This is a genomic window from Subtercola boreus, assembly GCF_003399635.1.
Classification (GTDB): Bacteria; Actinomycetota; Actinomycetes; order Actinomycetales; family Microbacteriaceae; genus Subtercola; species Subtercola boreus_B.
In genome coordinates, this window is sequence record NZ_NBXB01000040.1 from 1 (window position 1) to 26874 (window position 26874).

15 protein-coding genes are annotated in these 26874 nt (G+C 64.5%); 9 read left to right on the top strand and 6 right to left on the bottom strand.

The window, feature by feature from the left end; translation table 11 throughout:
* Positions 1-169: 169 nt before the first annotated feature.
* Entirely contained in the window at positions 170-439 is a 270-nt protein-coding gene (locus B7R22_RS14920; RefSeq protein ID WP_147305410.1) for a hypothetical protein, read from the bottom strand.
* Between the two features lie 271 nt (positions 440-710).
* Between B7R22_RS14920 and B7R22_RS14925 the strand changes: the two genes are divergently transcribed.
* The 4 genes from B7R22_RS14925 (at position 711) to B7R22_RS14940 (ending at position 3991) form a co-directional block, all read left to right on the top strand.
* Positions 711-1562, top strand: coding sequence for a helix-turn-helix domain-containing protein (locus tag B7R22_RS14925; RefSeq protein ID WP_216363486.1), 852 nt, complete (start codon positions 711-713; stop codon positions 1560-1562).
* A 223-nt stretch (positions 1563-1785) separates the two neighbouring features.
* Positions 1786-2340, top strand: coding sequence for an RNA polymerase sigma factor (locus B7R22_RS14930; RefSeq protein ID WP_116412513.1), 555 nt, complete (start codon positions 1786-1788; stop codon positions 2338-2340).
* Positions 2306-3436, top strand: a complete 1131-nt coding sequence (locus B7R22_RS14935) for a CU044_5270 family protein (protein WP_116412503.1) — start codon at positions 2306-2308, stop codon at positions 3434-3436. Before B7R22_RS14930 ends, B7R22_RS14935 begins: the two co-directional genes overlap by 35 nt.
* Positions 3437-3646: 210 nt before the next feature.
* A complete protein-coding gene (locus B7R22_RS14940; RefSeq protein ID WP_116412514.1) occupies positions 3647-3991 on the top strand; it encodes a PASTA domain-containing protein in 345 nt (114 codons plus the stop codon).
* Between the two features lie 486 nt (positions 3992-4477).
* On the opposite strand, the gene B7R22_RS14945 is transcribed toward B7R22_RS14940, so the two are convergent.
* Genes B7R22_RS14945 through B7R22_RS14955 form a run of 3 tightly spaced genes read right to left on the bottom strand, consistent with a single transcriptional unit; the run spans position 4478 to position 17708 of the window.
* Positions 4478-16105 (bottom strand): putative Ig domain-containing protein, encoded by an 11628-nt coding sequence (locus B7R22_RS14945; RefSeq protein WP_216363487.1) that lies wholly within the window; start codon positions 16103-16105, stop codon positions 4478-4480.
* 25 nt (positions 16106-16130) lie between these two features.
* Complete coding sequence (locus tag B7R22_RS14950; RefSeq protein WP_147305411.1) at positions 16131-17120, bottom strand: hypothetical protein; 990 nt, start codon at positions 17118-17120, stop codon at positions 16131-16133.
* A 27-nt stretch (positions 17121-17147) separates the two neighbouring features.
* The gene (locus B7R22_RS14955; RefSeq protein ID WP_216363488.1) at positions 17148-17708 is read right to left on the bottom strand and encodes a hypothetical protein; all 561 of its coding nucleotides are present in this window, start codon (positions 17706-17708) and stop codon (positions 17148-17150) included.
* 110 nt (positions 17709-17818) lie between these two features.
* Between B7R22_RS14955 and B7R22_RS14960 the strand changes: the two genes are divergently transcribed.
* The 3 genes from B7R22_RS14960 (at position 17819) to B7R22_RS14970 (ending at position 22469) form a co-directional block, all read left to right on the top strand.
* Positions 17819-18991 carry an IS4 family transposase gene (locus tag B7R22_RS14960; RefSeq protein ID WP_116412506.1) on the top strand — a complete coding sequence of 391 codons (1173 nt, stop codon included), beginning with the start codon at positions 17819-17821 and terminating at the stop codon, positions 18989-18991.
* 1048 nt (positions 18992-20039) lie between these two features.
* A complete protein-coding gene (locus B7R22_RS14965) occupies positions 20040-20873 on the top strand; it encodes a CPBP family intramembrane glutamic endopeptidase (RefSeq protein ID WP_116412507.1) in 834 nt (277 codons plus the stop codon).
* Between the two features lie 516 nt (positions 20874-21389).
* Positions 21390-22469 carry an NAD-dependent epimerase/dehydratase family protein gene (locus B7R22_RS14970; RefSeq protein WP_116412508.1) on the top strand — a complete coding sequence of 360 codons (1080 nt, stop codon included), beginning with the start codon at positions 21390-21392 and terminating at the stop codon, positions 22467-22469.
* 269 nt (positions 22470-22738) lie between these two features.
* On the opposite strand, the gene B7R22_RS14980 is transcribed toward B7R22_RS14970, so the two are convergent.
* Both B7R22_RS14980 and B7R22_RS14985 read right to left on the bottom strand, forming a co-directional pair.
* Positions 22739-23539 (bottom strand): aspartate/glutamate racemase family protein, encoded by an 801-nt coding sequence (locus tag B7R22_RS14980; protein WP_116412509.1) that lies wholly within the window; start codon positions 23537-23539, stop codon positions 22739-22741.
* 11 nt (positions 23540-23550) lie between these two features.
* The gene (locus tag B7R22_RS14985; RefSeq protein WP_116412510.1) at positions 23551-25140 is read right to left on the bottom strand and encodes an NCS1 family nucleobase:cation symporter-1; all 1590 of its coding nucleotides are present in this window, start codon (positions 25138-25140) and stop codon (positions 23551-23553) included.
* Between the two features lie 115 nt (positions 25141-25255).
* On the opposite strand from B7R22_RS14985, the gene B7R22_RS14990 reads away from it, so the two are divergent.
* Positions 25256-25861 (top strand): helix-turn-helix domain-containing protein, encoded by a 606-nt coding sequence (locus tag B7R22_RS14990; RefSeq protein WP_116412511.1) that lies wholly within the window; start codon positions 25256-25258, stop codon positions 25859-25861.
* Positions 25862-26271: 410 nt separating this feature from the next.
* Positions 26272-26874, top strand: a 603-nt coding sequence (locus tag B7R22_RS19540; protein WP_216363489.1) for a WxL domain-containing protein, incomplete at its 3' end; no start/stop codon positions are given.

Below are 26874 nucleotides of genomic sequence, written 5' to 3' on the forward strand. Positions count from 1 at the left end.
CGTCCTCAGCCTCAAAGGCACCAGCTACCGGCTCCGAGGACACAAAACCCTCACCACTACGACAAACTAAACACACCACGTGGCACCGTTTTCAATCGGCAACATTGGTACCATTTTCGGTCGGCGTCAACATTTCTTGGGCTCAGGTGACCAGGACGCTTCTGATCAGTCAAGCGATGGTCCCCCAGCGAAAACCTTTTCTGGCTGGTGGTTCGTACGAGCAGGAGTCGGGATCGCAGTCATCGGCGTTGCTCTCCTGCTCAGTTTCGCGGCCGCACATGTAGAGATCGACGGTCACGGCCGGGCACAGGTCATCCTCCTGCTCCTCGTCCCGCTCGGGGTCGCGCTGATCATTATCGGCTTGGTCTACCTCATACGAGGCAAGCCCATCACAGACGACAGCGCGAGACATGCTGACTTCCAACAGCGAAACCGTCACTTGATGAGACAGCAACGAGATCAGCGCCGAGCTAACCGAAAGACATCTGACCCGAATAACTCGTCCAACTAGAACCCGGCCAGAACGGACTACCACCGCGAACTTTTCAAGCGAAGGTCAGCCGCATCATTCGACGCGGCACCCAGGTCTCGTCTATGCCGTTGAGCGCCCCTCCTTCGAAGTTCGACTTTCGAACGAGAGCGGTCCACCTTTAGTCGGGACGGTTGCGATTCATCTTCCGATTGACGTGTCGGGCATTTAGGTTGTCGTCATGCCCTCTCTGCAACCGATTCTCCGCATGCTCGTGGAGCCCGTATTGGCCGGCGGTCTCTTCTGCTTCTGGTACGCAGCTAACCAACCGACGATTGTGACCTCAGTTCCGGGACGGTCAGATCTTGCCGCCACGAATCCATACGCCGTCCTGTCGGTCGCCGGCTTCGCCGTTGCCATCGCAGTCGTGCGTATCCGCCCGATCTGGTCGATCGTTCTCGTTGGGGCGCTGCTTGCGGTGCAGGTCCTTTACTGGCCAACCCGGTTCGGGCAGACCAGCTGGATCGCATACTTCATGCTCCCGGCTGTGGCATTCGGCATCGGGCTGTATGCCACCACTCTTTCCAAACGAATCCTGACTCTCGTTCTTACCGTCTACGCCGTCGTGGTGGCCGCGCTTCTCACGTTCCCCTCTTTGTCTTCATCAGGACTGTACGGAACGACTAACGGTAAGTCTTGGGAGTCCGTCGAGATTGCGCAGAGCTTTGCGAGCTCGACAGTTGTCGGAATCCTTTTGGGTCTTGCAGCCTGGCGTCTTGGCAATACGCTCCGCCGGCACCGCACTACCGGGACGCCGGACGTTCGAGCAACGGGGGTGGACGACAGCGCGCAAGCTGCAACTCCCGACTGCCTCTCGCCGAGGGAAGCCGAGATCTATCGTCTCGTGGTGTCAGGCCTGAGCAACCGCGAAATAGCTGCCAAGGCGAGCATCGAAGAGTCGACCGTAAAAAGCCATGTCAGCAGCGTGTTGACGAAGCTCAACGTCAGATCTCGCGCCCAACTCATCGCACTCCACCGCGAACCTCTGAAACAGAATCTTCCCGCGTCCATCAGATCAGCCGTCGGGGACTGACACCGTCAAACGTCTCAGCTCGCAAGCAGACCCCTGCGAAGACGCGGTGACAACCCTCTCAACTCGAATCCGTCCGTAGAGGGACCTCCAATCGACTTCGCGTTGCTCCCTCATGTGCTTTGGCGCACTGGGATCATGACAGGGTGAACTTATTTTGCGGGATCGCGCATTACCTATTGTGAGTACTGATAGCGACATTATCGAGCGGTCTCAGCGTGAGCCCATGGCGTTCGGTGAGCTATACGACCGGCACCACGCTCTAATCCACCGATACGCGGCCAGGCGGGTCGGAGGACATGCCGCCGATGATGTGATGTCCGAGACCTTCTTAGTCGCGTTCGAACGGCGGGACAGCTTCGCCAGCGAGACCGGGGATGCCAAGCCGTGGCTGTTCGGGATAGCGACAAACCTGCTGAAGAAGTATCTGCGTCTCGAGACCAAGGCGTGGCGCGGGCTGCAGGCGGCGGACGCCGCGCGCGTCATCGAGCACGACGCGATCGAGATCGCGGGGATCCGTGTTGACGCCGCGAGGGCTGTGAAGAAGCTCGGCTCGCATCTGAACCGGATGCCTGCGGCGGATCGCGACACCCTGCTGCTGTACGCCTGGACCGACCTGGACTACGCAGGCGTCGCGGCCGCTCTCGATGTCCCGATCGGGACTGTCCGCTCCCGTCTGAACCGCGCACGCACGTCACTGCGGAAGATCACTGATACGGGCTTAGCCCACGAGAAGGAGGTACCAGATGAACGAGTTGACCCTGCTCCGCGACGTGCGTAGCACTATCGAGGGCCCCGCCCCCGAATCCGTCATACGCGGCCGGAACGAGTTGCTGAGAAGAATCGCAGAGGAGAACTTAGCGAGCCTCGGAGCTCCTGCTCCCGCAGCACGCAAACCGAGACGACTAAAGACACGTCGGCTCACATTCGCCGGGCTCGGCGCACTCACCGCGGGTGTTCTTGCTGTCGCACTCGTGCTCACCAACATTCTCGGGCTCGCCGGCTGGCGAGGCAGCGCGGATTCTGCCGCAGCGAGCGTGCTGCACGAAGCGGCCGTCTCGACGATCCAGCTCTCGGACCCCGTGGTCCATCCGGGCCAATACCTTCTCGTTGCGACCGCGGCGGTCTACGGCACTACGGCGCCGGACGAGAACGGCGACAACGTCAGTTACCTCACCATCACGAACGATCAAGTCTGGGTGCCCGCAGACCGGAACGCAGAGTGGATCTGGCAGAGGAACCCGTCCAAGCCGTACCAGTTCTTCGGTGCAGAGTCGGAGAAGACCGCCCGGCAGAACTACGACTCCTCCTTCGGAACTGTCGGTAACTCCAGCGATCTGCTCAGCGCACCCGCTGGCGCCTTCTACGGCACCACATCCGTGGCGTCTCCAGAGGCTCTCGGCAAGCTCCCTCGGGACCCCTACCAGCTACTGAACTACATCTACCGAACCACGATCGGCAGCGGGTCAGGACCCGATGTTGCAGCGATATCCTTCATCGCCGACACCCTCCGAACCGGCGTTGTGCCGGCCAACCTGCGTGCGGCACTCTACGAGGCGGCCGCGAAAGTCCCGGGCGTCGAGATCACCGACCAGCAAGCCACACTCGACGGTCGCACTGGCACCGCAATCGGCATCGTGAACCAGAACAACCACACCCGCCAAGACATCATCATCGACCCGGGCACCGGACAGCTCATCGGCGAACGAGAGATCCTTCTCGAGGCGTCGCCAGTCGATGGCTACCCCGCCGGTACCGCCTTTGCCTGGACAGCAGTGACAACAAGCATTGTCGACACTGCACCGACCGGCGGAACACTTCTTCCCGAGGGATGCGCTTCCACGGGCGCCAACAGCATGCAGTGCGACCCCAAGTAGATCGATCAGAACCGCTACCGAGACAAGGACCAGAAATGAACGGGATCGAACCTGAAGCACTCGAGCTACCCCACAATCAGCCTCGTCTTCCCTCTCGACAGCGTCATTAACGAAGACGCCTACGCCCTTTATGAGTTGTCGTGACGCATCCCACTCGATAAAACGCGATCGACAGGGGAGTCCGCCGCGATGTTGATCGGGGACGCAAAGATGACTGAACGACCTACGGCGACTGTGCCTGACCTTGTTGGGCAATCGGTCGACATTGCCCGTGAAACGGCGGCCGCGATCGGGCTAGGTGTAACCGGCGAGGACCCGGATGGCCCCGGAATCCTCTCTCGCACATGGCCAGGACTGTTCTGGGTGACATCCCAATCTCCCTCCGCGGGAACGATCGTCAAACGGGGAAGTGCGGTGAGGGTCACTTTCGTCGAGGACGGCCAGTCCAGAAGCGACGTCCCGATGCAGACACACGGCCCGTTGCCCTCACTCGACAATCACGCCACCGCCCAGAATGGTGACAGCAACAGCGCCGTCGATTACAAGGCCGACTGACGCGCAGTCTCCAATCCCACCCCGCTCGGCGTTCGGATCGCGGGCCGTGTCGACTTATCGCGCCGGCGTCGACAATGGCGCACTCACTGTCCAGCGCAGAAACTACGAAAGGCTAGAGCAATGCTGAGGATGACAATGTGAGGGCCTTCAAAGTTGGCGTCATCGTCTTCGCAACAATGGTCGCAGCCCGAAACTGAGCACCCACTCTCCGGCGCGACCAAATGGCGTAGGGACACCGATGTCCCGGTTGAGGTCCCCTCTGCGGGCTGGCGAAGACCGCGGCACCTGACGATTCACGAGCAACAAAAGCTGTTTGTCGCCCACCTCACTGTCTAGTTTGGACTCCTGGAGATTCCGGCCGCGCAGGATGAGTGAACTGCACTCCGCCGGGGACTGGCGCCGGACGGCAGAGCCGCTGGTGCGCTGCTGACCAGCGACCGGCTAAGGGAGACCGCAGGTGCGGTGGGGGGAAGGCCGTTCATGGGGTCATTGAGCGCTGACAATGTAGGTCAGCGTGCCCGAATAGGTATCGCTTGGTACGAACGGAATGTCGACGCGGAAGTCGTTGCTGACACCGTCGCCACCCGGCGCAGAGGCGTGTGTGATGTTGGCGACGACGAACGGGGTCATCGCAAGGGGTACGAACACGGACGAGTTGCTCGCCTTGACGCTGAGGTTCGCGAGCGGAATTGTCTCAGGGTTCGAGACCGCCAAGGGGGTGAGCACGGATGATTCCGACTGGACCGCGACGAGATAGCCGCCGTTGCTGTTCGTGTCGACGGTCATCGTGACAGCACCCTCTTTCGTGACGGTGCTGTTCGGGAGCCCGGTCAATGTGAATGATGAGGTCAGACCAGAGATGCCGATGCTGCGTGCGGCGACGGGAACCGTGACAGAACACGCGGGGTCGGTGCTGGCGTCCACGCACGTGCTGCCGACGGAGTCTGAGGCTACAGAATTGACGAGCACGGAGTCTTCAGGGGCCTCAACGAGGGCCGTGACCGAATAGGTCACAACGACGGTGGCTCCGCGGATCAGCGCACCGTGCCATTCGACGGATCCGGCGTTGAAACCGACCGAACCGGTGGTGGCAGCCGCGTCGTTATTGTAGTCGGCGGCATCGAGAACGCCGGCGAGCGAGTCGTGCAGGTCGGCGTCGGCGTAGTCGGCTTCGCCCGTGTTGGTGGCGGTGATGGTGTAGACGAGGGCCGCCCCGGCGACGGCGATCGGCAGGTCTGCGGTCTTGCTGACGGAGAGTGACGGAATCAGCACCGACACGGTGGTCGAGCATCCGGGGCCCGGCGGAGCCGCACAGTACGCACCGGCGGTCGGAGAGGTGATCGTGCCGGCCAGAACGCGGTCGCCGGTCGCGGGAAGATCGGCGGTCATCGAGAAGGTGATCGTGATGGTGCCGGCCAGGTCGATGGCTCCGACCCAGACGAGCGCGGAGCCGTCGCCCGAAAGCGAGACGTCGCCGCCAGTCGCTGTTGCGTCCGAGTTGTAGGTCGCATCGTCGAGCATCCCGCTGAGCGAAGCGACGGCCGTAGCCGGTTCGAAGGCGGTCTGCCCGGTGTCGGTGACGGTGATCGTGTAGTGCACGGAGCTGCCGGCAACGACGGTGCTGGTGTCGGCCGTCGTGCTGAGTTCGAGGGCAGGTACCAGAACACGCACGGCTGTGGAGCAGGCGGCGGATGTCGAACCGGGACGGCAGGTGCTACCCGGTGTCGGCGAGACGACGGTGTTGGTGACGAGTTTGTCCCCGGGGTCGGGATCCTTCACCGTGACCGAGTAGGTGATCCGCGCGGAGGCACCGACGGCCAGGTCCCCCGACCATGCCAGGGTGGTGTCGGTGTAGGTGAGGGTTCCACCGCCGACGACCACGACGTCCAGGTTGTAGTCGGCGTCGGTCAGCACGCCGGCGAGGGAGTCTGAGATGGTGGCGGCGGTGTAGGCGGTCTGCCCGTCGTTCGAGACGAGGATCGTGTAGCCGATGATTCCGCCGGGCTGGGTGCTCAGCGTGTCTGCTGTCTTGACCACGCTCAGTTGGGGAATCAGCACGGTGACCGAGACGGCACAGGCCGGGTCGTCGCCGCCTGCGGGACAGGTACTTCCGGGGCTGGTCGAGACCACGGAGCTTGCCAGGGTCCTGTCTCCGATGTCGGGGTCGTCGACGACGACGGTGTAGCTGATCGTTGCAGTCTGGCCGAGGGCCAGCGCCCCGGCCCAGGTGAGCGTCTGGGCCGAGACGCTCGCCGTTCCCACGGTGGCAGAGACCGGACCGCTCAGCTGAGCGTCGTCGACGATACCCGCAAGCGAAGCGGTGAAGTCGGCGCTGCCGTACGCGTTCTGCCCGGTGTTCATCACCACGATCGTGACGACGACCGGGTTGCCGGGGGTCGTGCTGGCGGTGGAGCTCGAAGCCTCGATCGCGAGCCCCGGGATGAGCACAGTCACCGTGTTGGTGCAGGTTCCGGATGCTGAACAGCCGCCCCCGTCGGCAGTGGTGCTGGCGCCGGTCGTCAGCGTCCGGTCGCCGAGGTCGGGGTCGGTCACCGTCAGAGAATAGTGGATGATCGCGGACTCGCCTGCCGCGAGGTCGCCGTTCCACCGGATCTCGGTGACAGCGAACTCGACGTCACCGCGCGAGACGGTCAACGACTGCGGCCCGGAGGAGTCGTCGAGCGCCCCGGCCAGGTCGACGACGACGCCGGCGGCCGTGTAGTCGGTCTGCCCGGAGTTCACGATCGCGACGGTGTAACCGACCACACCGCCCGGCACGGTGGTCTGCCGGTCGGCGCTGACGGTGAGCAGGAGCTGCGGCACGAGAACGGTCACCTCGGTCGTGCAGAGGGGGTTCACGGTGCCCGGGGAGCAGGTGCTGCCGAGCTCGGAGGAGGTGACAGCGTTCGCGAGGATGCGGTCACCGAGGTCGGGATCATCGACGGTGATGCTGTAGGTGATGCTCACGCTCTGGCCGAGTGCGAGGTCGCCGACCCACGACAGTTGTGTGCCGCTGAAACCGACGCTGCCACTGGTCGACGTCGCATCCGCGTTGTAGAAACCATCGGAGAGCGCTCCGACCAGATTGTCGGTGACGCGAGCGGAGGTGTAGAGCGTGGGCCCGGTGTTGGTCGCCGTGGTCTTGTACGTGACGACGCCGCCTGGTGACGTGGTGCCACTGTCGGCCGTCGTCGAGATGCTGAGAATGGGCAGCAGAACCGTGACGCTGGTCGAGCATCCGGGCAGATCGCTCGTCGTGCAGCTGTTGCCTGGAGCCTCTGAGGTGATCGCTGTGCTGACGAGCAGGTCGCCCAGGTCGGGGTTGCTGACCGTGACCGACCCGCTGATCGTGATCGTGGCTCCGACCGGTATGTCACCCGACCAGACGATCCGCCCCGAACCCGCCGTGAGCAGCAGACTGCCGGAGTCGGTGTGGGCGTCTCCGTTGTAGGTGGCGTCATCGAGCGCGCCGACGAAGCTGTCGGAGACGGAGATACCGACGTAGGGCACCTGCCCGACGTTCGTGAATGTGCCGGTGTACGTCACGACTCCGGTCGGCGTCGTCGTGGTGGCGTCGGCGCTGTTCGCAATCTGCAGGCGTGCGATCGCGACATCCGTGACACAGCGCGTGTCGCCCGATCCGATCTGGCAGGTGCTTCCGGCGTCAGTCGAGACGACTCTCTGCGAGAGCCTGCTGTCGCCGGCGGTGCCCGACCCGACCACGACGGCGTAACTGATCGTCGCTTCGGCGCCGATGGCCAGGGGACCGTGCCAGGCCAGCGTGGTTGCGACGATGCTGGCCGTGCCGGATGTCGCGGTGATCCCGCCCGTGTAAGCCGCATCGTCGAGCACGCCCGCGAGGCTGGCGGTGAGCGCAGCGTCGGGTGCGTCTACCTGGCCGGTGTTGGCGACCGTCACGGTGTAGACGACGGTCTCTCCCGGGGCGGAGGTGCTCGTGTCGGCCGACGAGGAGATCGTCAGGGCTGGCGTCAGCACGACGAGGGAGGTGCGGCAGGCCGCACTCGCTGTGGCCAGCGGGCAGCTGCTGCCCACCTCGCTCGAAACCAGCTGGTTGATCATCGTCTTGTCACCGAGATCGGGGTCGTTGACCCTGACCGAATAGGTGATGGTGGCTGTCGCGCCGGCCGCCAGCGAACCCACCCAGGTCAGGGTCGGGCTGGCGAACGTCACGGCGCCACCGCTCGCTGCGGCATCGCCGAGGTATGTCGCGTCGTCGAGCACGCCGGCGAGCGAATCAGCGACGGTCACGTCGACGTAGGCGGTCTCCCCCGAGTTGTGGATGCTCACGGTGTAGCTGACCGTGGAACCCGGTACCACCACCGAAGCACTTGCGCTCTGGCTGATGGTGAGGCCGGGCAGCAGGACGGCCAGCGTGGCGGTGCAGAGGGGATCGCTGCCGGCCGTCGGGCAGTTGCTGCCGGGCGCAGTCGAACGGAGTGTGCCCGAGATCAGGCGGTCACCCGTGTCGGGGTTCTTGACCGTCAGGGTCCCCGACACCGTGACCGTGGCGCCGACCGGGATGCTCCCTGTCCATGTGATGGCGGTCGCACTGAGAATGAGGGTGCCGGAGCTCGCCGTCTGATCTCCGCTCGGCAGCGCGTCGTCGACCGTCGAGGCGCTGGGCGACACGATCGTGATACCCGTGTAGGCGTAGCCGCCCGTGTTGGTGAAGGTGGCAGACAGATGGATGAGCGAACCCGGGGTCGTGCTCGTCTCGGTGTAGTGCTGCTGGATGAGAAGGGCGGCGACGGGCACGGCGGTGACACAGCGCGGATCGGTGCTGGCCGCGATGCAGTTGTTGCTGGCCGGCAGCGAGGTCGAACTCGCCCGGTTCGAGAGCACGTGGTCACCCGCGCCCAGGGCGCCGACCGTCACCGAGTAGGTGATGGTCGCCGTCGCTCCGGCAGCGAGGGTGCCCGACCAGGTGAGAGTCGACCCCGCCAGACCGACGCTGCCCGTCGTCGCTGTGGCGTCGGAGTTGTAGGCGGCATCGTCGAGCACTCCCGACAGGGCGTCCGCGAAGCTCGCCGGCTGGGAGGTCGCGCTAGAGTTCGCCGCGGTGACGGAGTAGTGCACTGTCGCGCCCACGACCGTCGACGAGACGGTGGCGGCCGACGTGAAGGTCAAGCTCACGGAATCGGTGATCGGTACGGTGGTGCTGCACCGCACATCCGTACTCCCCGACGGGCAGTTACTGCCGACCGTCGTCGACACAACGCTTCCGGTCATCGACCGGTTGCCGGTGGAAGGGTTGTTGACCGAGACGGTGTAGTGGATCGTTGCCGACTGGGTCGGGGTGAGGCTTCCTGTCCAGGCGATGACGCCGGAGTTGAGGGTGGCACTGCCACCGGTGGCGGTGAGGCTGCCGGCGGTGAACGTCGCGTCGTCGAGCACCGCGGCGAGGCCGAGCGTGAACGATGCACCGCTGTAGGTCGTCTGGCCGCTGTTCGTCACGGTGACGGTGTAGCCGACCGTCGTGCCGAGTGTGGTGGATGCTGCATCCGCAGTCTGCACGAGCGTGAGCGCGGGCGTCAGAACGAGAACAGTGGTTCCGCAGGCTGCGGCGCCGCTCGCTGCCGGGCAGGTGCTGCCCACGTTCGTCGACGTCACGCGGGTGACCATCGTCTTGTCCCCGGATAAGGCTCCGGCGGCGTGCACGGTGACCGTGTAGGTGATCGTGACCGTGGCGCCGACGGCCAGCGCCCCTGCCCAGCTGAGTGTCGAACCGGCGTACTGCACCGACCCGCTCGTCGCGGTCGCGTCGGCGTTGTAGTCGGAGTCATCGAGCACACCCGTGAGAGGGATCGAAGTGGCCGCCGCCGGATACACCGTCTGGCCCGTGTTCTGGAGCGTGACCGTGTAGGAGACGGTCGTGCCGGGCAGCGCGCTGGCCGCGTTCGCGGTGGTGGAGACGGTGAGGCCAGGCAGGAGAACCGTCGCCAGCGACGTGCAGCGGGCATCGGTGCCGCCGGGCGGGCAGGTGTTGCCGGGCGCCGTCGAACGGACCGTTCCCGTGATCGTCTTGTTTCCGGTGTCGGGGTCGGCGACCCGCAGTGTTCCCGTGACCGTCACGGTTTCGCCGATCGGGATGTTGCCCGTCCACTCGATTGCGGTGGCGGTGAGAGAGAGGGTTCCCGATGTCGCCGTCTGGTCACCCGTGGGCAGCGCGTCGTCGACCGTGTCGGCGCTCAGGCTGTCGACGGTGATCGAGTTGTAGGCCACCTGTCCGGTGTTCACGAACGTCGCCGTGAGGGTGAGCAGGGAACCGGGTGTGACTGTGGGCTGCGAGTAGCTCTGCGACAGAACGAGACGGGCGACGGGGACGACGACCTGGCACCGTGAATCCGGAGAGGCGGCACAGTTGTTGCCCGACGAGTTCGAACTGACTGCATTCTGAAGCAGGTCGTCGCCGTTGTCGGCCGCGTTCACGACGACGGCGAACGTGATTGTCGCGATCTGACCGGGTTCGAGTCGTCCGCTCCAGATGAGCTCAGTCGGCGAAGCGATCACGACACCGATGTCGGAGGAGACTCCCCCGCTGTAGGTCGCGTCGTCGAGCAGACCGACGAGCGAGTCGGTCACTCGTGCGGCCGGGAAGACGGTGGGCCCGGAGTTCGTGACGGTGACGGTGTACCCGACGGATGCCCCGGGCACCGTGCTGGCTACGTTCGCCGTCGTGAGGATGGTCAGGTTGGGCACGAGAACGCTCACGGTACTGCTGCAGCGCGCATCGGTGCTGCCGGTGAAGCAATTGCTGCCGGCGGTCGACGAGGAGACGATGTTCTGCAGTTGCTTGTCTCCGGGATCAGGGTCGAGAACGACGACGGAATAGGTGATCGTCGCTGTCTCTCCGGTATCGAGGGCGCCCGTCCAGGTCAGAACCTGGTCGCTGAACGCGAGCGTTCCCCGGGTCGCGCTGGCGGAGGAGAAATCGAAGGTGGAATCCGTCAGCACACCGGCCAGAGAATTGGTGAATGCTGCGGCCGGGTATGCCGTCTCCCCGGTGTTCTGTGCGGTGACCGTGTAAACCACGGTGCCGCCCGGGCTGACCGTCGCGGCATTCGAGGAGGTGGTCAGGGTGAGTGCCGGCAGCAGCACCGACGTCGTCGCAACACACGACGAGTTCGCACTGGCGGGAAGGCAGAGGCTGCCGGCAGAATCCGACGCGACGCGCACTGACAGTGACCGATCCCCTGCCGCCGCAGAACCGACGGTGAAGGTCAGCGTCGCCGTGGCGCTTGCTCCCGTCGCCAGGCTGAGCATCCACTCCACCGTACCGTCAGCCGCAACGCTGAGGGCGCCTGTGGACGCGCCCGCGTCGCGGTTGTAGGTCGCATCGTCGAGAGTGGCTGACGGGTCGATCGTCACCGCCGCCCCCGTGTACGCGGTCTCGCCGGTGTTCGTGACGGTGACCGTGTAGGTCACCACCGAGCCCGGCGTTGTCGTGGCCAAGTCGAACGAACTGGCGAATGCGAGTGTCGGAATCAGCACGGCTGTGCTCGTACTGCAGGGCGGTCCGGTCACCCCCGTCACGCAGTTCGCACCGACCGTGGTCGACCGCGCAAGAGTCGTGAGCACCCGGTCGCCGGGATCGGGACTCGACACGGTGACGCTGAACGTGATCGTCGCGGTCGCACCCACGGCGAGGTCGCCCGTCCAGGTCAGAACAGTGCCGGAGAACGAGACCGCGCCGGTCGATCCGACAGCATCGTTCTCGTAGGCGGCGTCGTCGAGCAGACCGGCGAGCTCGTCGGAGACCGTCGCCCCGACGTACGGGGTCTGACCGGTGTTCGAGACGAAGAGGGTGTAGCGCACGGTCGAACCCGGCGTCGTCTGGGCGACGTCGGCGGCCGTGGAGATGGAGAGCGCCGGGATCTTCACCTGCACCGTGGTGACGCAGGCTGCGCTCGACCCGCCGACCGGACACACCGATCCGGCGGCTGGCGACGTCGTGAGCGTCGTCATCGTCTTGTCTCCGGTGTCGGGGGTGCGCACGGTGAGAACAACGCTGACCGTCACGGTCGCCCCCAGCGCGACCCCTCCGGTCCACTGCAGAACTCCGCTCGAAGCGTCGATGACGGCGGTGCCGCCGCCGACGACCGACGGGGTGCCTGCCGTGGCGTCGTCGAGCGCCCCGGCCAGCGCCAGCGAGGCGGTCGTTGTGGCGGGATAAGTGGTCTGGCCCGTATTGGCGATGGTCAGCGTGTACGTCACCGTGGAGCCGGGGGTCGTCGTCTGGGAACTGGCCCGCGTCGTCAATGCCAGCGCCGGTACGGTGACGGCCACCAGGGTAGAACACTGTGCAGCGGCACCGACGGCCGGGCACGAGCTCCCCGCCGATGCCGAGACCACCGATCCGGTGAGCGCCCGATCTCCCGTGTCGGGGTTGGCGACCGTCACCGAATAGGTCAGGGTCGCACTTGCGCCGACGGCGAGGGCGCCCGTCCAGGTCAGCGCCTGGTTCGCGTACGACACGGTGCCCGACGATGCTGCGCCGTCGGCGTTGTAGACCGCATCGTCGAGAACTCCGGCGAGCTGATCGCTGAAGGTCGCCGCAGGGTAGGCGGTCTGACCGGAGTTGGTGGCGGTGACGGTGTACCTGACGGTGGCGCCCGGCACCACGGATGTCGCGTCGGCGGTCTTCACAATGGTCAACCCGGGGACGGTGACGATGGAGCTGCACCGGGCATCCGTACCGCCTGTGGCGCAGTTGGTGCCCAGGGTGGACGAGGTGACGGCGCTCGTCAGGATCTTGTTGCCGGTGTCGGGTGAGCGAACCGTGACCGAATAGGTGATGGTCGCCGTCGCGCCGGCGGCGAGAGCACCCGTCCAGGCAATGGTGTTCGAGGCGAAGCTCGGCGTTCCGCTGCTGGCCGAGACGTTCGAGTTGTAGGTGGCGTCGTCGAGAACGGCGGCGAGGGGATTGCTGAGCGACACCGAGGGGAAGGCTGTGGTCGATGTGTTCGCCACCGTGATCGTGTAGGCGACGGTACTTCCCGGCACAGCAGATGCCCCGTTTGCGCTCACCGCGATCACCAGCGGGCCGGCGCTCATCACCATACTGATGGCCCTCGTCGTGGACTGGCCATTCGCATCGACGACAGAGACGGTGAGGCTGCTGGTGTCGGCCGTCGTCGGAGTGCCCGAGACCGCACCGGTGTTCGTGTTGAGGGTGAGCCCGGCGGGAGGGCTTCCGGCGGCGATGGACCAGACCAGCGGCAACGTGCCGCCCGTCACGTCGAACGAGGTCGAGTAGGCGACGCCGACCTGTCCGGCCGCGGGGGCGGCGAAGGTGAGGGTCGGCAGGGCGACGATCACGAGGGTGACAGGCCGGGAGGCTACCTGGCCGAAGGCATCGGTGGCGGTGATCGTCGGGCTGAACGTGCCTGAGGCCGTCGGGGTTCCGCTGAGCAGGCCCGTCGCGGCGTCGATAGTGATACCGGTCGGCAGGCTTCCCGCAGCGATTCGCCAGACGATCGGGGCGGTGCCCCCCGAGAGTGCGGGCTGCTGGCTGAGAGCGACGCCGACCTCACCCGGGCTCGGCGCGAAAGCGATGCTCGGTGCCGCGGCGATCACGATGGTGACCGATCTGCTGGCGGTCTGGGCGCTGGCGTCGACGATCTGCACGGTGAACGTGTAGCTGCCGGCCGTCGTCGGCGTGCCAGCCAGAACACCACTGGACGTACCGAGTGTCAGCCCCGGCGGCAGTGCGCCGGCGCTCACCGACCAGGTGAAGGGTGACGTACCGTTCGTCACCGTCAGCATTCGCGAGTAGGCGACGCCGACCTCGCCTGATGGCGGGGCGGCGAAGGTCAGTGAGGGTGACTGGTTGGGAGTGACGGCGGTGGAACGGGCCGACGCCGCACCGGATCCGGCGGCATTCTGGGCCGACACCGTGAAGGTGTAGGCGGCGCCCGGTGTCAGCCCGACGACCGACTGGGTTGTCGCGGTTCCGGTGAAGACCTGGGCGGCCTGCGCGGTGCTGCCGAGGTAGGGGGTGACGGTGTACCCGGTGATGACACTGCCGCCGTTGTTCGGGGCGCTGAACGTCAGGGTGGCCGAGGAGTCGCCGGCGGTCACGGCCGAGATCACCGGGGCACTGGGCACGGTGTACGGAACAACCGCCGCCGACTTCGGGCTCGCCGCCGACGTGCCGTAGGCGTTCGTCGCGGCCACGGTGAACGTGTACGACCCGCCCGCCGTGAGGCCCGTGAACGTGCGGGTCAGGTTGGCCGCGTCGACGACGACGGTCGACACCGCCGCGGCTCCCAGGTACGCGATCACGGTGTACGAGGTGATCGCACTGCCGTTCGGCGTGGGGGCGGCCCAGTTCACCATGGCGCTCGTCGTGCCGGCGGTCGCCGTGGGCGGAGCGGGTGTCGCAGGCGAGGAGGCGTACACATAGGTCGTTGCCGACGCCAGTCCGTGCGTGACGACGGTCACAGAAACGCTGGCTGCGGATGCCCGTGCGGGCATCGAAGAGATGACCAGTGTGTTGCCGCTGACCGTGAAGCACCCGGCGGCGGGACCGTTGGCGCACGGGAGTAGCACGACGGGCGTCGCGGCGGCCTGTTCGGCAGGCGTACCGATCTCGATGGCGGTCGCTGCGGTGATCGACGTGCCGCTGACGGTGAGCGCACCGCCGCCCGAGATCGCTCCGATCGTGGGATTCACCGAAGCCACGGAAGGTGCTGTCGGGAGGGTTCCTGCCGCCATGATCGAGTCAGAGTCAGGGTTGGCGTCGATCGACGATACTCGTGCCGTCGACGCGTTCTGCACGGTGGCGGCGGTCATGCTGGCGCTGGTGACGATGGCGACGACCGTGATGACGGGCAGAGCTGTGCCGTTGGTGAAACTCGAGGCCGTTGTCGCGCAGGTCACCGTCTGTGCGATCGGAGCTCCGCACGACCATCCGGAACCATACGCCCCCACGGGAACGACACCGGCCGGCGTCGTCATGGTCATCGAGATCGGGCTCGTCTCGTTTGCGCCGACCTGCACTCCTGTCGCGACGCTGTAAGTCACCGGCGCGCCCACCGCGGGAGCCGCGGCGCTGAAGCTCGTCCCGGCGACGGTGAGTTGGGGCACCGGGTTGAAGGTGAGTACCTTGACGTCGGAGGCCTCGTGGGCATCAGTCACCGAACCCGTGGAGCCGACAAAGGCGAAACCCAGCTGCCTCGGTACCCCGGCCGAATTCAGCCAGCTGGTCGAGGGGTACACCCCGGCCGCCACTGTCGGCAGCGGTCCGGTGAGCGTCTTCGTCGAGCCGCCGACCGGCGTGACCACCACCTTGTAGGTGCCGGCGTCGACCGAGACGCCCGTGGTCGAGGCGAACGAACTCGAAGTCGGGTTGATGAGCACCTGCACCGGGACGACCGACGCCGCCCGTGTGTTCGCGCGAAGCGTCACCTTCGAGTTCGCCACTCCGGTGTACGTCGTGGTCAGACCGCAGTACCCGGCGAGATTGTTGCCCGGGCCGCGCACGACTACAGCACCCGGAACGGCTGCCGTGATGTTCGTGGCGTTCGTGCATCCGCTGCCCTGGAATCCGGGGCTGCTGAAATTGCCGAAGACATCGAGCCCGACGCCGAGATACGCGTTCGGCAGACCTCTGACCGAGCCGGCGGGGCTGTAACCGAGAGAGCCACCGCCGGGACCGATCGCGGTGGGGGCAGCGGGATTCGCCGGGTCGACCGCCCCGAGCATGAAAGCCATGCCGTCGGCGCCGCCGCCGCCCCACTGGTACGTGTTGAAGGTGACGTCGAGACCGTTCGAGGTGGGGAAACTCGTTTCGCCGAACACTCCCCCGATCTGATTGCCGGTCGCGTTGGTCATTCGGAGTTTGCCCGCACCCTGCGCGTCGCTGGTGCCCGGGCAGGAGAGAAGGGGAAGGGTGGCGCTGTTGCCGCTCGCGGTGAGGCAGACGGCGTTGGTGCCATTCGTGGGGGTCGGAACGGTCACCGAGCCAGTGCCGTCGACCGTGCGGTTGGCGAAGCTGTTCTGAAAGAGCACGGTACCGGCGGCCGTCGCCGACAGGGGTGTGATGACCACCGCGGTCGAAGCCACGAGGGCAATGGCGGCGACGATCGCCAAGGCCCGACGGCGGGGCCTGGCATGTCTAGACATCTCCGCTACTGCCGGAGGTCAGTTGCTCTGCGGCAAGCCGAACACCCTTGCGATATTGGCTGCGGGCGAAGACGAGCAAGAGGATGACGAGCAGGATGCCACCGACAAGGACGGCAGCGGGCACGACGGGGAAGACGATGACCTGGACCGTCTGGCTCGTGGAGACGCCGTCCGCGTTGGTGATGGCCGTGTTGATGCTGCAGATGCACATCAGCGGAGGCGTCCAGGTCGCACTGATGGTGCGAGCCGACCCGCGCGCGACGGTGAAGTCAGCGAAGTTCGTGGAGGCGCCGGCGAGAGCCAGCGCGCTCTCCCCTCGAAAGTCGCGATGAACCGTGCCGGTGTTCTGCACGGAGGCCGTCACGTCGACAGGACCTCCAGCGGAAAAGCCCGGAGCAGTGAGGCCGCCCACTGTGACCGTGTCGTCGACAGGGCCGGGAACGGTGATGTAGACAGGCGTGCCCACACCCCGATTGATCTTGATGTTCGAGCCTGCCGCACCAGCGGGAACGAGGAAGACCAGGGCCACCTGGTGGTCGCCCAGATCGGCGTTCGTCGGCACGACGACAGAAACGGAGACGATCTGTGAGCTACCGGGCTGCACCTCGAATGACGCTGGTGAGACGGAGACCCAGTCGATCGCCGAGAACGGTGCGTCCGGCTGGAAAGCGAGGCTGCCGTCAGCGGCCCCGACAAAGCTCTCTTTCTGCACATCGATGTGCAGCGCATCCTCTCCTCTGTTCACCACGGTGATTGCCTGGTCGGTGCCCGCATCGGCCGGCCCGATGGCGAGCCGGGTGGGGCTCACCGTCAGCGAGAACGAGGTGGGCAGGGTGTCGTACGTCGTCGTCTGGGTGGGCGATGGGGTCGGAGTGGGCGTCGCCGTCTCGGCGAGGGCCGGAGACGCTGTGCCGGCGAGTGCACACAAAGCGACGAGCGTGCACACGGCAAGAGCTCCGCCGCGTGCACGTCGAGTGGTCATAGACAGGCCGAGGATTCGGATGTCGACCTAGAGCGTCGCTGCGATGTAGTTCAGCGTCACCGAGTAGGTGTCGCTGTTGACGAAGGGAATCGCGACAGAGTAGTCGTTCGTGAGGTCGTCGCCGCCTTCGACTGACCGCGTCCCCTGGCTGTGGACGAGGACCGTGGCTGCACTGCTCACCGGTGTGAGCACGTCAGCCGAGTTGCTGACGCTGAGTGCGCCGATCGGGATCGAGTCGGTGTTGCCCGCGGTGTCGGCCACGAGGGTCGGGGTGGCCGCCTGCACAGTGACGGCATAGCCTGCGAGATTGTTCGTCTCGACGGTGAACGCGACGGCATCAAGCTCTGAAACAGTGGCACCGGGAACACCGGTCAGCGTGAAGTCGCTCGTGAGTCCGGTGAGCGAGATCGCGGTTGAGACGGCAACGTGCCCGTCGGTGCTGCCGGTGTCTTCAGCTGCGTTCGCCATGAGGCTGCTGGCAGCGACCAGGCCGGTTGTGGCCACCACGACGGCGACGCCGCGAGCGAGGGTGCGGCGAGCGTGCCTGGAGGTGCTGTGAGTGCCGTTTTCGGCGTCGCTGAGCGTCATGAAATGTGTCCCCTGAATTGTGAGAGATTGCCAATTTGGCTCCCTGCGGACAGGATACACGCTGGCAGCATAATCGTTTACTTAATGCCAAGATTGATACAATATCTGCCATGCCCCGTGCCGGATGGACGAAGCCCGATAGCGACAGTCGGCTCTCCGACCACCTCGCATTCGCGATGCTGGCCCGGGTCTTCCCACCCGATGTCGTCGATCAGGTCGTCGCTGACCTCGGACGCGTACAACAACGCAACCGACTGTTGCCCTCACGGATCGTGGTCTACTACGTGCTCGGGCTGGCCCTGTTCTCCCATTCGTCGTACGACGAAGTGATTCGCCTGCTCATCGACGGACAGGCGTGGTCCTCCGGATGGACGCAGTCCTGGCCCGCTCCGACAAAAGCGGCCCTCTACAAGGCTCGACAGAGACTGGGATACGAGCCCATCCAGCAGTTGTTCGACCGGGTCGCCCGCCCGCTAGCCAAGGGCGGGGACGGATTCCACCACTCCTGGCGCGTGCTGGGAATCGACAGCGTGCTCATCGACATCCCCGATACGGAGGCCAACGTCCGTGAATTCGGCCGGCGCCAGACGGTGGGCTCCTTCCCGGCTGGCTCGCCCGCCGCATTGGTCCTCGGTCTCACAGAGATCGCTTCCGGTGCCGTGATCGGCGCCTCGGTGCAAGGAGCCGACAATGAAGGCGGGGCGACCCTGGATTTCCTTACGCGGATGGGCCCCGAATCGCTCGTCATCGCGGGGCCAGGTCTCTTCTCGCCAGGATCGTGGTCGGCCGCCGCCGCCACAGGTGCACAGCTGCTCTGGGAAGTTTCCGCGGCCACGAATTTCGCGAAGTCACGGGAGCTTCCCGACGGCTCGTACATGTCCCGATTGCCGGAGCAAGCGATCTTGGGTCCGGTCGACTCCCTGCTCGAGGTGCGGATTGTTGAGACACGCCTTCGCGATGGTCGACCGCGACGTTTCGTGACGACTGTGACCGAACCCGCCCTTCTGACTCCCGACGACCTGTCCGCCCTCATTTCGAAGCATCGGAACCTTGCCAGCGCGTTCGACGAATTCCGGGCGCACCGATCGAGCAGCCCGATCACACTACGCTCCAAGATGCCCGTAGGCGTCCGCCAGGAGATCTACGGCTATCTCTGCGTGCACTATGCGATGAGATGGCTCATGCTCAGCTCGCCAGCAACGCTCGTCTCACCGATTTCGCTCGATCGGTCGACATCGATCTCCAGTGCATCTAAGACAAAATTACCTTCGGCTGTTACTTAAGTAAACTGTTCTCTGTCAGGCTGGTTGTGACACCCGCTTTGGGGGTATCTCCTCCTCGCAATCTCGAGTTCGCTGCGACCGCCGCCCGTTCGATCCTGTCTGGCGGACCTCGCGAGCATGGCCACACCCGTACTCGTTGAATCGACGAAAGAGGGTGTCGCTCTCGTACTGGACCCCTCCCCCGCAACACCGCCAAGACCGTCCGGATGAGTATCGCCGCGCTTCGACGGATCAGCTGCAAAGGGTTCTCCCCGCCACGGTCCTTGCCGTGCGCAAATCAGCCGACATAGCAGAAGCGGACACGGCCACCCGCGCAGCATTCCTTCATTCGGCGGCGATCGACGATCTCCGTGGCCGCACCAGCGTTCCGGGCATCCAAAGACCGCGCGACGCACAACAAGCGACAAGCGACTCCCTGCGGCAGACGCTCCGGAACCACCTCAGCACGTTGCTCGTCGCTTACGTCGAGGCCGAGGTGAAACGCAGTGACCTGCCCCAACCGATCGGCTATTGCGCGGGATCAGCACTGGCCCTGGCTGCAAAGTTCGGCCGGCGGTCGCACGACGGACGAGGCACACCCGCCGGTCTGGTCATCCCGGGACGGCAAATCCGCGCTTTCCATCACGCCGACCCATATGGTCGAGACCTCGTAACGCAAGCCGATCGAGATCGCCTTCGCTGACATCCGACTCGTTGGAATCACACAAGACATCGCGCTGACACTGATCGACCATCGAGGACGTTCTACCATCATCGATGAATCCGATGCGATGGACTTCGAGACCCTGCGACGTGCCATTCTGGGGCGCATCCGCGCGAGCATCATCCGGAACTCTGCAAAATAGTAGGAGCGGCAGCCGCTCGAGCTGAATGTCATGCCGTTGAACGCCCGCCGTGCGGGTCCTCGAGTGCCAGGTGGCGTGATCCCCCTTGGAAGATTCGAGGGTAATTGGAGATGAATGTTCCGCGACCCCGCCAGATAGGGTTGCCACCGCTTTGTAGATTGGCAGTGCGCCCGACATGAGCGCTGGGGCGGAGCGGCGAATTCATGGTGCCCGAATTCGTGCAGCTGACCTTCGCATACTTGTTGGTCGTCATTGCGATCGGTCCCGCGTTCTGGGCCCGGCTACGCCCTGGTCAGTCACTCGCTGCCCGCCAGATGACGATTGTCGCCGAAATTGTGCTGCGTGTCGTCGGCTTTGTCGTGTCGTATACGATCATCCTCCCATTGGCAGGCGACGAGATCGAGCCCATGCTCACACAGGCGGGCGAGGCTCCCCTCATCGCCTGGACCCGTCACGCGATAGTCGAGGGCGGGCTGCCCCTAGCGACTACTAGTGGCCTCGCGCTGGGCCTCGGCGTGCTGAGAGCCGGGTGGCTCTGGCGACGGACGAAGCACAGATACGAGCGCCTCGGCTTCGTGATGTGGCACGAGACGCGATCAATGACGACGCCGATCACGCACTTCCACTGGCCGCCGGAGTCAGCGATCACTGCTTCGCAGCCACGGTCCGTCGCCGAACTGATCACAAGAGGCGTGCTGGGATCGGTCGTAGTGGGTGTCACCGAGGAGCTGCTGTTCCGCGTCGGCCTTCCGGCGCTGCTCCTACGCACCAGTGGCAACCTCTGGCTGAGCGTGATTGTCTCGCTCGCCGCCTTTGCGCTCTGCCATGCGTATCAGGGGTGGGAAGGCATCGCAGACGCAGCTCTGCTCGGCACAGTCTTCATGTGCGTCTATCTCGCGACTGGGTACATTGTGCCGGCGATCATCCTGCACGTTCTCAACAACATCTACGCACTGACCGTTTTGCCCATAGTGGGAACGCAAGCAGCTCGCCGCGAGTTCGATGAACGGATGCGCTTGGCTGAGCGTTCTATCTGAACCAATGTGGTCATCGGCTCCGCTTAGCGAGTCGATGACCACGCGTACCTGGGGCAGAAATGGCCTGAGCTGCAATCGAGCTCGAGACATGTCGTTTCATCATCAACATCTGGATCAATGGCGAACAATGTTCCTCGTTGAGGTCCCGTCAACTGACGTGATGTTGCGAGTGGGTGAGCTCCCAGATGAGAGCGTCCAGAGCAGACCCCACTTTGGGAGTCCGGCCGGCCGATTCATTCTGAGGCGAAACTCGACTGACAGGCCGTCCTCGGCCACTCCTCACTCAACGTACTTGTTCGCTGCTATCGCGTTTTTCTCAATAGCGGATATCAGTTCGTACCCGAGCTCGACCGCCCTTCGGTACTTCAGATAAGGCCAAGCTGCCGTGCGGGCGCCTGGCCTGAGGCGAGTCGAACTGATGAGCTTTTGGGCGGCTGTGGGGTGCACCTGCCAGGTAAAGCTCAGCCCCCCGGCCTGCCAGCTCGAGCAACAGGAGTGAGCGAGGAGTCGAAAGACTTGGGGGATGACGAGAGCGTTCGTCTGCTCTCGGCGAACGAGCTGACCGTGATCGTCGAACTGTGGGAGCCTGCAGGCATGAAGATTCTGGTGCTGGGCGGCACGGCATGGCTTGGTCATGAGGTCACCAAGACTCTCCTCGCTCAGCGCCACGACGTCACCTGCGTAGCGCGGGGCTCGGACGTACCAGAGGGCGCTCGATTGGTCAACATCGACCGAGACGTCGACGATGCCTTGCAGCCTCTCACGGAGCACAGCTGGGACGCTGTGGTCGACGTGGCGCGACAGCCCGGTCACGTGCGTCGAGCTGCCCGCGACTTCGCCTCGGTGGCTGAGCGCTACATTTTCGTTTCAACGGGCAACGTGTATGCCTCCCAGGACCAGATCGGGGCCGACGAAGGTGCTCCGCTGCACCAGCCGTTGCTCGCAGATACCTTCTCGGCCCCGGAAGAGTACGGTGCCGCCAAGGTCGCCTGCGAGATGGCAGTCCTCGCCGCCTTCGGGCCTGATCGTTCCGTGATCGCGCGTGCAGGGCTCATCGGCGGTCCAGGTGACCACACGCAGCGAACCACCTACTGGCCGTGGCGTTTTGCTCACCCCGCCAGAGAGGAATCGGTGCTCACTCCGGATGCCCCGGACCTCCCGGTCTCCGTCGTGGACGTACGTGACCTGGCTCAGTGGCTTGTCCTGTGCATCGATCGGGGTGTGTCCGGGACGTACAACGCGATGGGGCCCGCGGTTCCCTTTCCCGAACACCTCGCTGCCGCCCGGCACGCAGCGCGGAGCTCGGCCTCTGCCGTACGCGTTCCCGAGCAGTGGCTGCAGGACCACAGTGTCGCGGAGTGGGGCGGCCCTCGCTCGATGCCCCTGTGGCTGGCGGATCGTTCGTGGTATGGCTTCAATGGGCGTTCGAACGCTCGCGCCGTGGCGGCCGGGCTGTCCCTGCGGCCTCTCGAAGAGACGTTGCGTGACGGGCTCGAGTGGCGCGAATCCGAACCGATCGAAGAATGGAAAGCGGGGCTGGAGGACGCGGTCGAGGAGTCACTGCTCGAAGATTTCCGCAGCCGACGCTCCCGCTGAACAACACACGGAGGCCGGGCAGGTGTCAGAGGAAACGGAACGATGGCTTGTCATCAATGGCCGACGGTGGCGGCGCACTGAACCCAGCCTGCCCGGAGACGTCGTGGACGCCCTGAAGTCCCATCTCGGCCAAGCGCACGAGGCACTCCGCGAGCTGGACACCCGCCCCTGACATCCACACTGCGACTCGCTCGTGGGGCGAAAGAGAGGCGGGCTCGCCGTTCGGGCGACAAAGCTTGCGAACACATACTGTCGCGCGTCTTAGGTAGTCAAGACGTGTCTCGGGGTCGGGCGCGATTGGGCCGTGAGTGGAGAATTGAACTCAGATGGTTGGGCGCCGCAAGCTCGAACGCGCTCAGTGAACCTGAGTAGTGTTTTGGCAGCGGTCGGGCGAATTCGGATCGGGTGCTTGTGCGAAGTCCGAGCGATACGAGGCCTTCGATGAGCTTGGTTGCGGCGCCCACCCCGTCGATGACAGGAACACCGAGTTCGGCTGAAAGCCATGCACATAGATCCGCCATGCCGGCGCAGCCCAGAACGATGGAGTCGCAACCGTCATGCTCGATGGCGTCGCGGCACATCTGCAGAATGACGGTCGCTGCCGTTGAGGAGGGGTCCTCGAGGTCGAGCACCGGGATCTCGCAGGCGTGCACTCCGACGCAACGCGATGAGAAGCCATAGTGGGCAACGAGATCTTTTGCACGTCCAGTTGTGCGGTTGAGGGTCGTGACGATGCTGAAGTCACGGCCCACCAGGGACGCGGCGTGCATAGCTGCTTCTGCGATGCCGACGACGGGGCCCCGGGCGAGCTCGCGCGCGGCGTCCAAGCCTGGGTCGCCGAAGCACGCGATGACGTACCCGTCGGCGTCGACCGATTCACCTTCAGCGATCTGCAGCAGCATGCCCGGCACCGATAGGGCTTCGTCGTAGTGGCTTTCGATGGATGCCGGGCCAGTGGTCGAGGTGACTGCAGTAATGCGGGTGCCAGGTGCCGCCACCGCCCGGGCGCATGAGCCGATGAGTTCGGTCATAGCCCGGGTGGTGTTGGGGTTGATGATGATGATGTTCACCGGGAGGAGGGCTAGATGCTCAGCGCCGAAGTACTCTGGGCGCTGACATCCGGAGCTGTTTCGCCTGCCGGCACCTGGCCGTCGTCGGGGAAGGTGCGGCTGGCCCACGGCTTGAGCTTCTCTGCGACGACGTAGCTGAGCAAACCGAGCCCGCAGCCGACGAACCACGCATACGAGGCCGCACCCTGCAGAGCAGGGATGAACACCGTCGATGCCGCAACGACGGCGCCGATGATGGTGGCGATGACCGCGTTCGGGTTGAAGCCCTTCTTGTACCAGTACCGGCCCGAGGTCTTCATTGTGTAGAGGTCATCGACGTATACCTTCTGCTTACGAACGATGTAGAAGTCGGCGATGAGAACACCGAACAGCGGGCCGATGAAGGCACCCAGCGTGTCGAGGGTGTAGTGGATGATCTCGGGGCTTGAGAACAGGTTCCACGGAGTGATCAAAACCGAGCCGACCGCCGCGATCATGCCACCCATGCGCCAGGAGATCTTCTGCGGGTTCACGTTCGAGAAGTCGAAGGCGGGTGAGACGAAGTTGGCCACGATGTTGATACCAATCGTAGCGATCGCGAAGGTTGCCGCACCGAGCACGATGGCGTAGATGTTGTCGATGTGAGCCACTGTCTGCACGGGATCGGTGATGAGCTCGCCGAACACCGGAACAGTCGCGGCCGCACACACCACAGTGAGTATTGAGAAGAACAAGAAGTTCACCGGCAGCCCCCAGAAGTTGCCCCGCTTGACCGCCTTGAACGACTTTCCGTAGCGCGAGAAGTCACCGAAGTTGAGCATCGGGCCTGAGAAGTACGACACCACGAGCGCAATGGCGCCGAGCATGACGGGCAGAACGTTCCACCCCTCGAGCTGGGTCGAACTGAGGTTGAAGTTGATGTTCGACCACCCTGCCTGCGAGATGAGGTAGACGGCGAGCAGAATCATGACCACATAGACGGCAGGGCCGCAGAAGTCGATGAATTTACGAATGGCGTCCATTCCCCGCCAGAAGACGGCCGCCTGTACCACCCAGAGAATCATGAACGCGATCCAGCCGAGCAGCGACAGTCCGGCGAAACCGTACCGATTCACATCGGCAATGTCGTCGAGCTCTGGCCAGAGCTTCAGGGCGACAACCACGAGGGCCGCTGAGGCCAGATACGTCTGAATTCCGTACCAGGCCACTGCGATAAGGCCCCGGATGATCGCGGGAATGTTCGCCCCGACGACACCGAATACCGACCGCTGTATCACCGGATACGGCACACCGGCCAGCTGGCTCGGTTTGGCTACCAGGTTTGCGAAGAAGTAGACGATTCCGATACCGACGAGCAGGGCAATGAGCACCTGCCAGCTCGCGAGGCCGAGCGCGAACAAGCTACCGGCGGTCACGTAGCCACCGACGCTGTGCACGTCGCTCATCCAGAAGGCCAAGAAGTTGTAGCTTGTCCAGGTCTGCTTCTTCAGTGGGGCAAGGTCTTCGTTGCTGAGACGGGGGTCATGGTAGGGCTCGATGACCCCGCTACCCGTTGGATGTCCCGCAGCTTCGACTGCGTCTCTGGGCTTGATCGCCCGATTGTCGTTCAGTGTTTCGGTCACCGGAATCTCCTCGTGTGCCAATCAGTCGAGCAGTGATGGAGCAATTGGAGTAAAGCTATTGCTTAACGGCTCAAGGCAGGTTTCGGCCGCGTAACGGCCGTGTGACAATTGGTGAATGCAGGACGCCGCCGATCGGCCCCCAGAGGGCACTGCCGTGGAGGACGGCAGGAATGTCGGTCCTCGTCTACGCGAGATCCGCCTGGAGTCAGGCCAGTCGCTTCGTGCCGTTGCTCAGAAGCTCGGCATATCGCCGAGTGCGCTCTCACAGATCGAGACAGGCGCGAAACTACCGTCGGTGAACCGTCTGCTAGCCATCGTCACAGCACTCGATGTGCCGCTGTCCACCGTATTCGAATCCGCTCCGACCGCGACAGGTGGTGTCGCTCACTCGGTATCCCGGTCGGGCGACGTGCCGCTGCTCAATCTGGGAGATGGTGTGACCTACCGCAGGTTGTCCCCTACGCCAGTACCGGGTCTTGAAATGTTTGAATCGACCTACCCACCGGGCTCCACGGGGAGCGCCCACAGCAGCAGCCGCCTCATCAAGCACGGTGGTTACGAGGTCGGTAACGTCTCGCGCGGAGAACTGACCATCGATTTCGAAAACGAGACCGTGACCCTTGGCCCCGGTGACTCCATCTCTTTTCACGCGACTCGGCCTCACATGCTCAGCAACCGCGGAACAGAAGCCTGCATTGCAATATGGGTGATCGCGCACTAGCGAGTTGCCTCTGAGCAAGTTTTCTTCTTACCGGCGTCTACCAAAGACCAACTCGTGAAAATCGGGCGGTCACTTCCTCAACGAGGCTGCAGCGCTCAAGTGCTTGTGCCTCGTTACCCGGTCACGTGACCCGACCGGCGGAGGCAGGGCACGGCGAGGGCTTCTGCTGACGCTATATCCATTACTGGCCGTGGAGCGTAGAGCGTAAGGGCACACGACTTGATGTGTCGTGGGTATTCAGCGGTAAAAAGGCAATTCGCGGGGGCGGTTGTCCGAGGCGAAAGACTCCACCGCTCCCTGAGTCGTGGTTCGGCAACTGTGGAATTCGGGCTGCTGGGTAGCTTGATGATTCGACGGCGGAAGCGGTTGCCGACGCCTTCAGTCTCAATACTCCCTGAGGAGTGATTTCAATGCACAAACGTCTTATTGCCCTTCCACTAGTTCTCGGCCTCGCCGGGGCGGTCGTTTTTGCCGGCCCGGCTTTCGCCGCTTCGACTGGTGGAACGCCCGTGACCATCGAGGTCGGCGGTGGTTCGCTTGATATCACGGTGCCCGGCGCGTCGGTCGACCTTGGTTCTGTCGCGGTGAGCGCGGCTGCTCAAACCGTGTCGGCGCCGCTCGGTGCGGTCACCGTCAGTGACACTCGCGGAGGCGTCCTCGGTTGGACAGCGACCGCGGGGGCCACCGACTTCACCGGTCCCCAGAACATCTCGGTCTCCGGAGTCGGAACGAGTTCGTATACCTCGCCGAATGCCGCCACGACGGGTGCATCAGACGTAGCTGCGTCTAACCTGACTGCACTTTATCCTGCCGCTCCCGTGCAGACAGCGAGCGGGGTCAACGGGATCAACACGGCGACCTGGGTGCCCGTCATCTCAGTAGTACTTGTCAATGGCCAATGGTTTGTGCCCATGGGTGGCCAGCGGAAGTGCCCGCTGGTGGCCATGAAAAGTGCCCGTGTGTGGCCAACAGTTCTGCCCACCTGGTTTCTGGTGGTGCTGGCCACGGCTCGC

Coding starts and splice junctions, on each gene's coding strand:
- B7R22_RS14955 (WP_216363488.1), bottom strand. CDS start 17,708: ATGACGCTCAGCGACGCCGAAAACGGCACTCACAGCACCTCCAGGCAC.
- B7R22_RS14960 (WP_116412506.1), top strand. CDS start 17,819: ATGCCCCGTGCCGGATGGACGAAGCCCGATAGCGACAGTCGGCTCTCC.
- B7R22_RS14935 (WP_116412503.1), top strand. CDS start 2,306: ATGAACGAGTTGACCCTGCTCCGCGACGTGCGTAGCACTATCGAGGGC.
- B7R22_RS14990 (WP_116412511.1), top strand. CDS start 25,256: ATGCAGGACGCCGCCGATCGGCCCCCAGAGGGCACTGCCGTGGAGGAC.
- B7R22_RS14930 (WP_116412513.1), top strand. CDS start 1,786: ATGGCGTTCGGTGAGCTATACGACCGGCACCACGCTCTAATCCACCGA.
- B7R22_RS14925 (WP_216363486.1), top strand. CDS start 711: ATGCCCTCTCTGCAACCGATTCTCCGCATGCTCGTGGAGCCCGTATTG.
- B7R22_RS14950 (WP_147305411.1), bottom strand. CDS start 17,120: ATGACCACTCGACGTGCACGCGGCGGAGCTCTTGCCGTGTGCACGCTC.
- B7R22_RS14965 (WP_116412507.1), top strand. CDS start 20,040: ATGGTGCCCGAATTCGTGCAGCTGACCTTCGCATACTTGTTGGTCGTC.
- B7R22_RS14940 (WP_116412514.1), top strand. CDS start 3,647: ATGACTGAACGACCTACGGCGACTGTGCCTGACCTTGTTGGGCAATCG.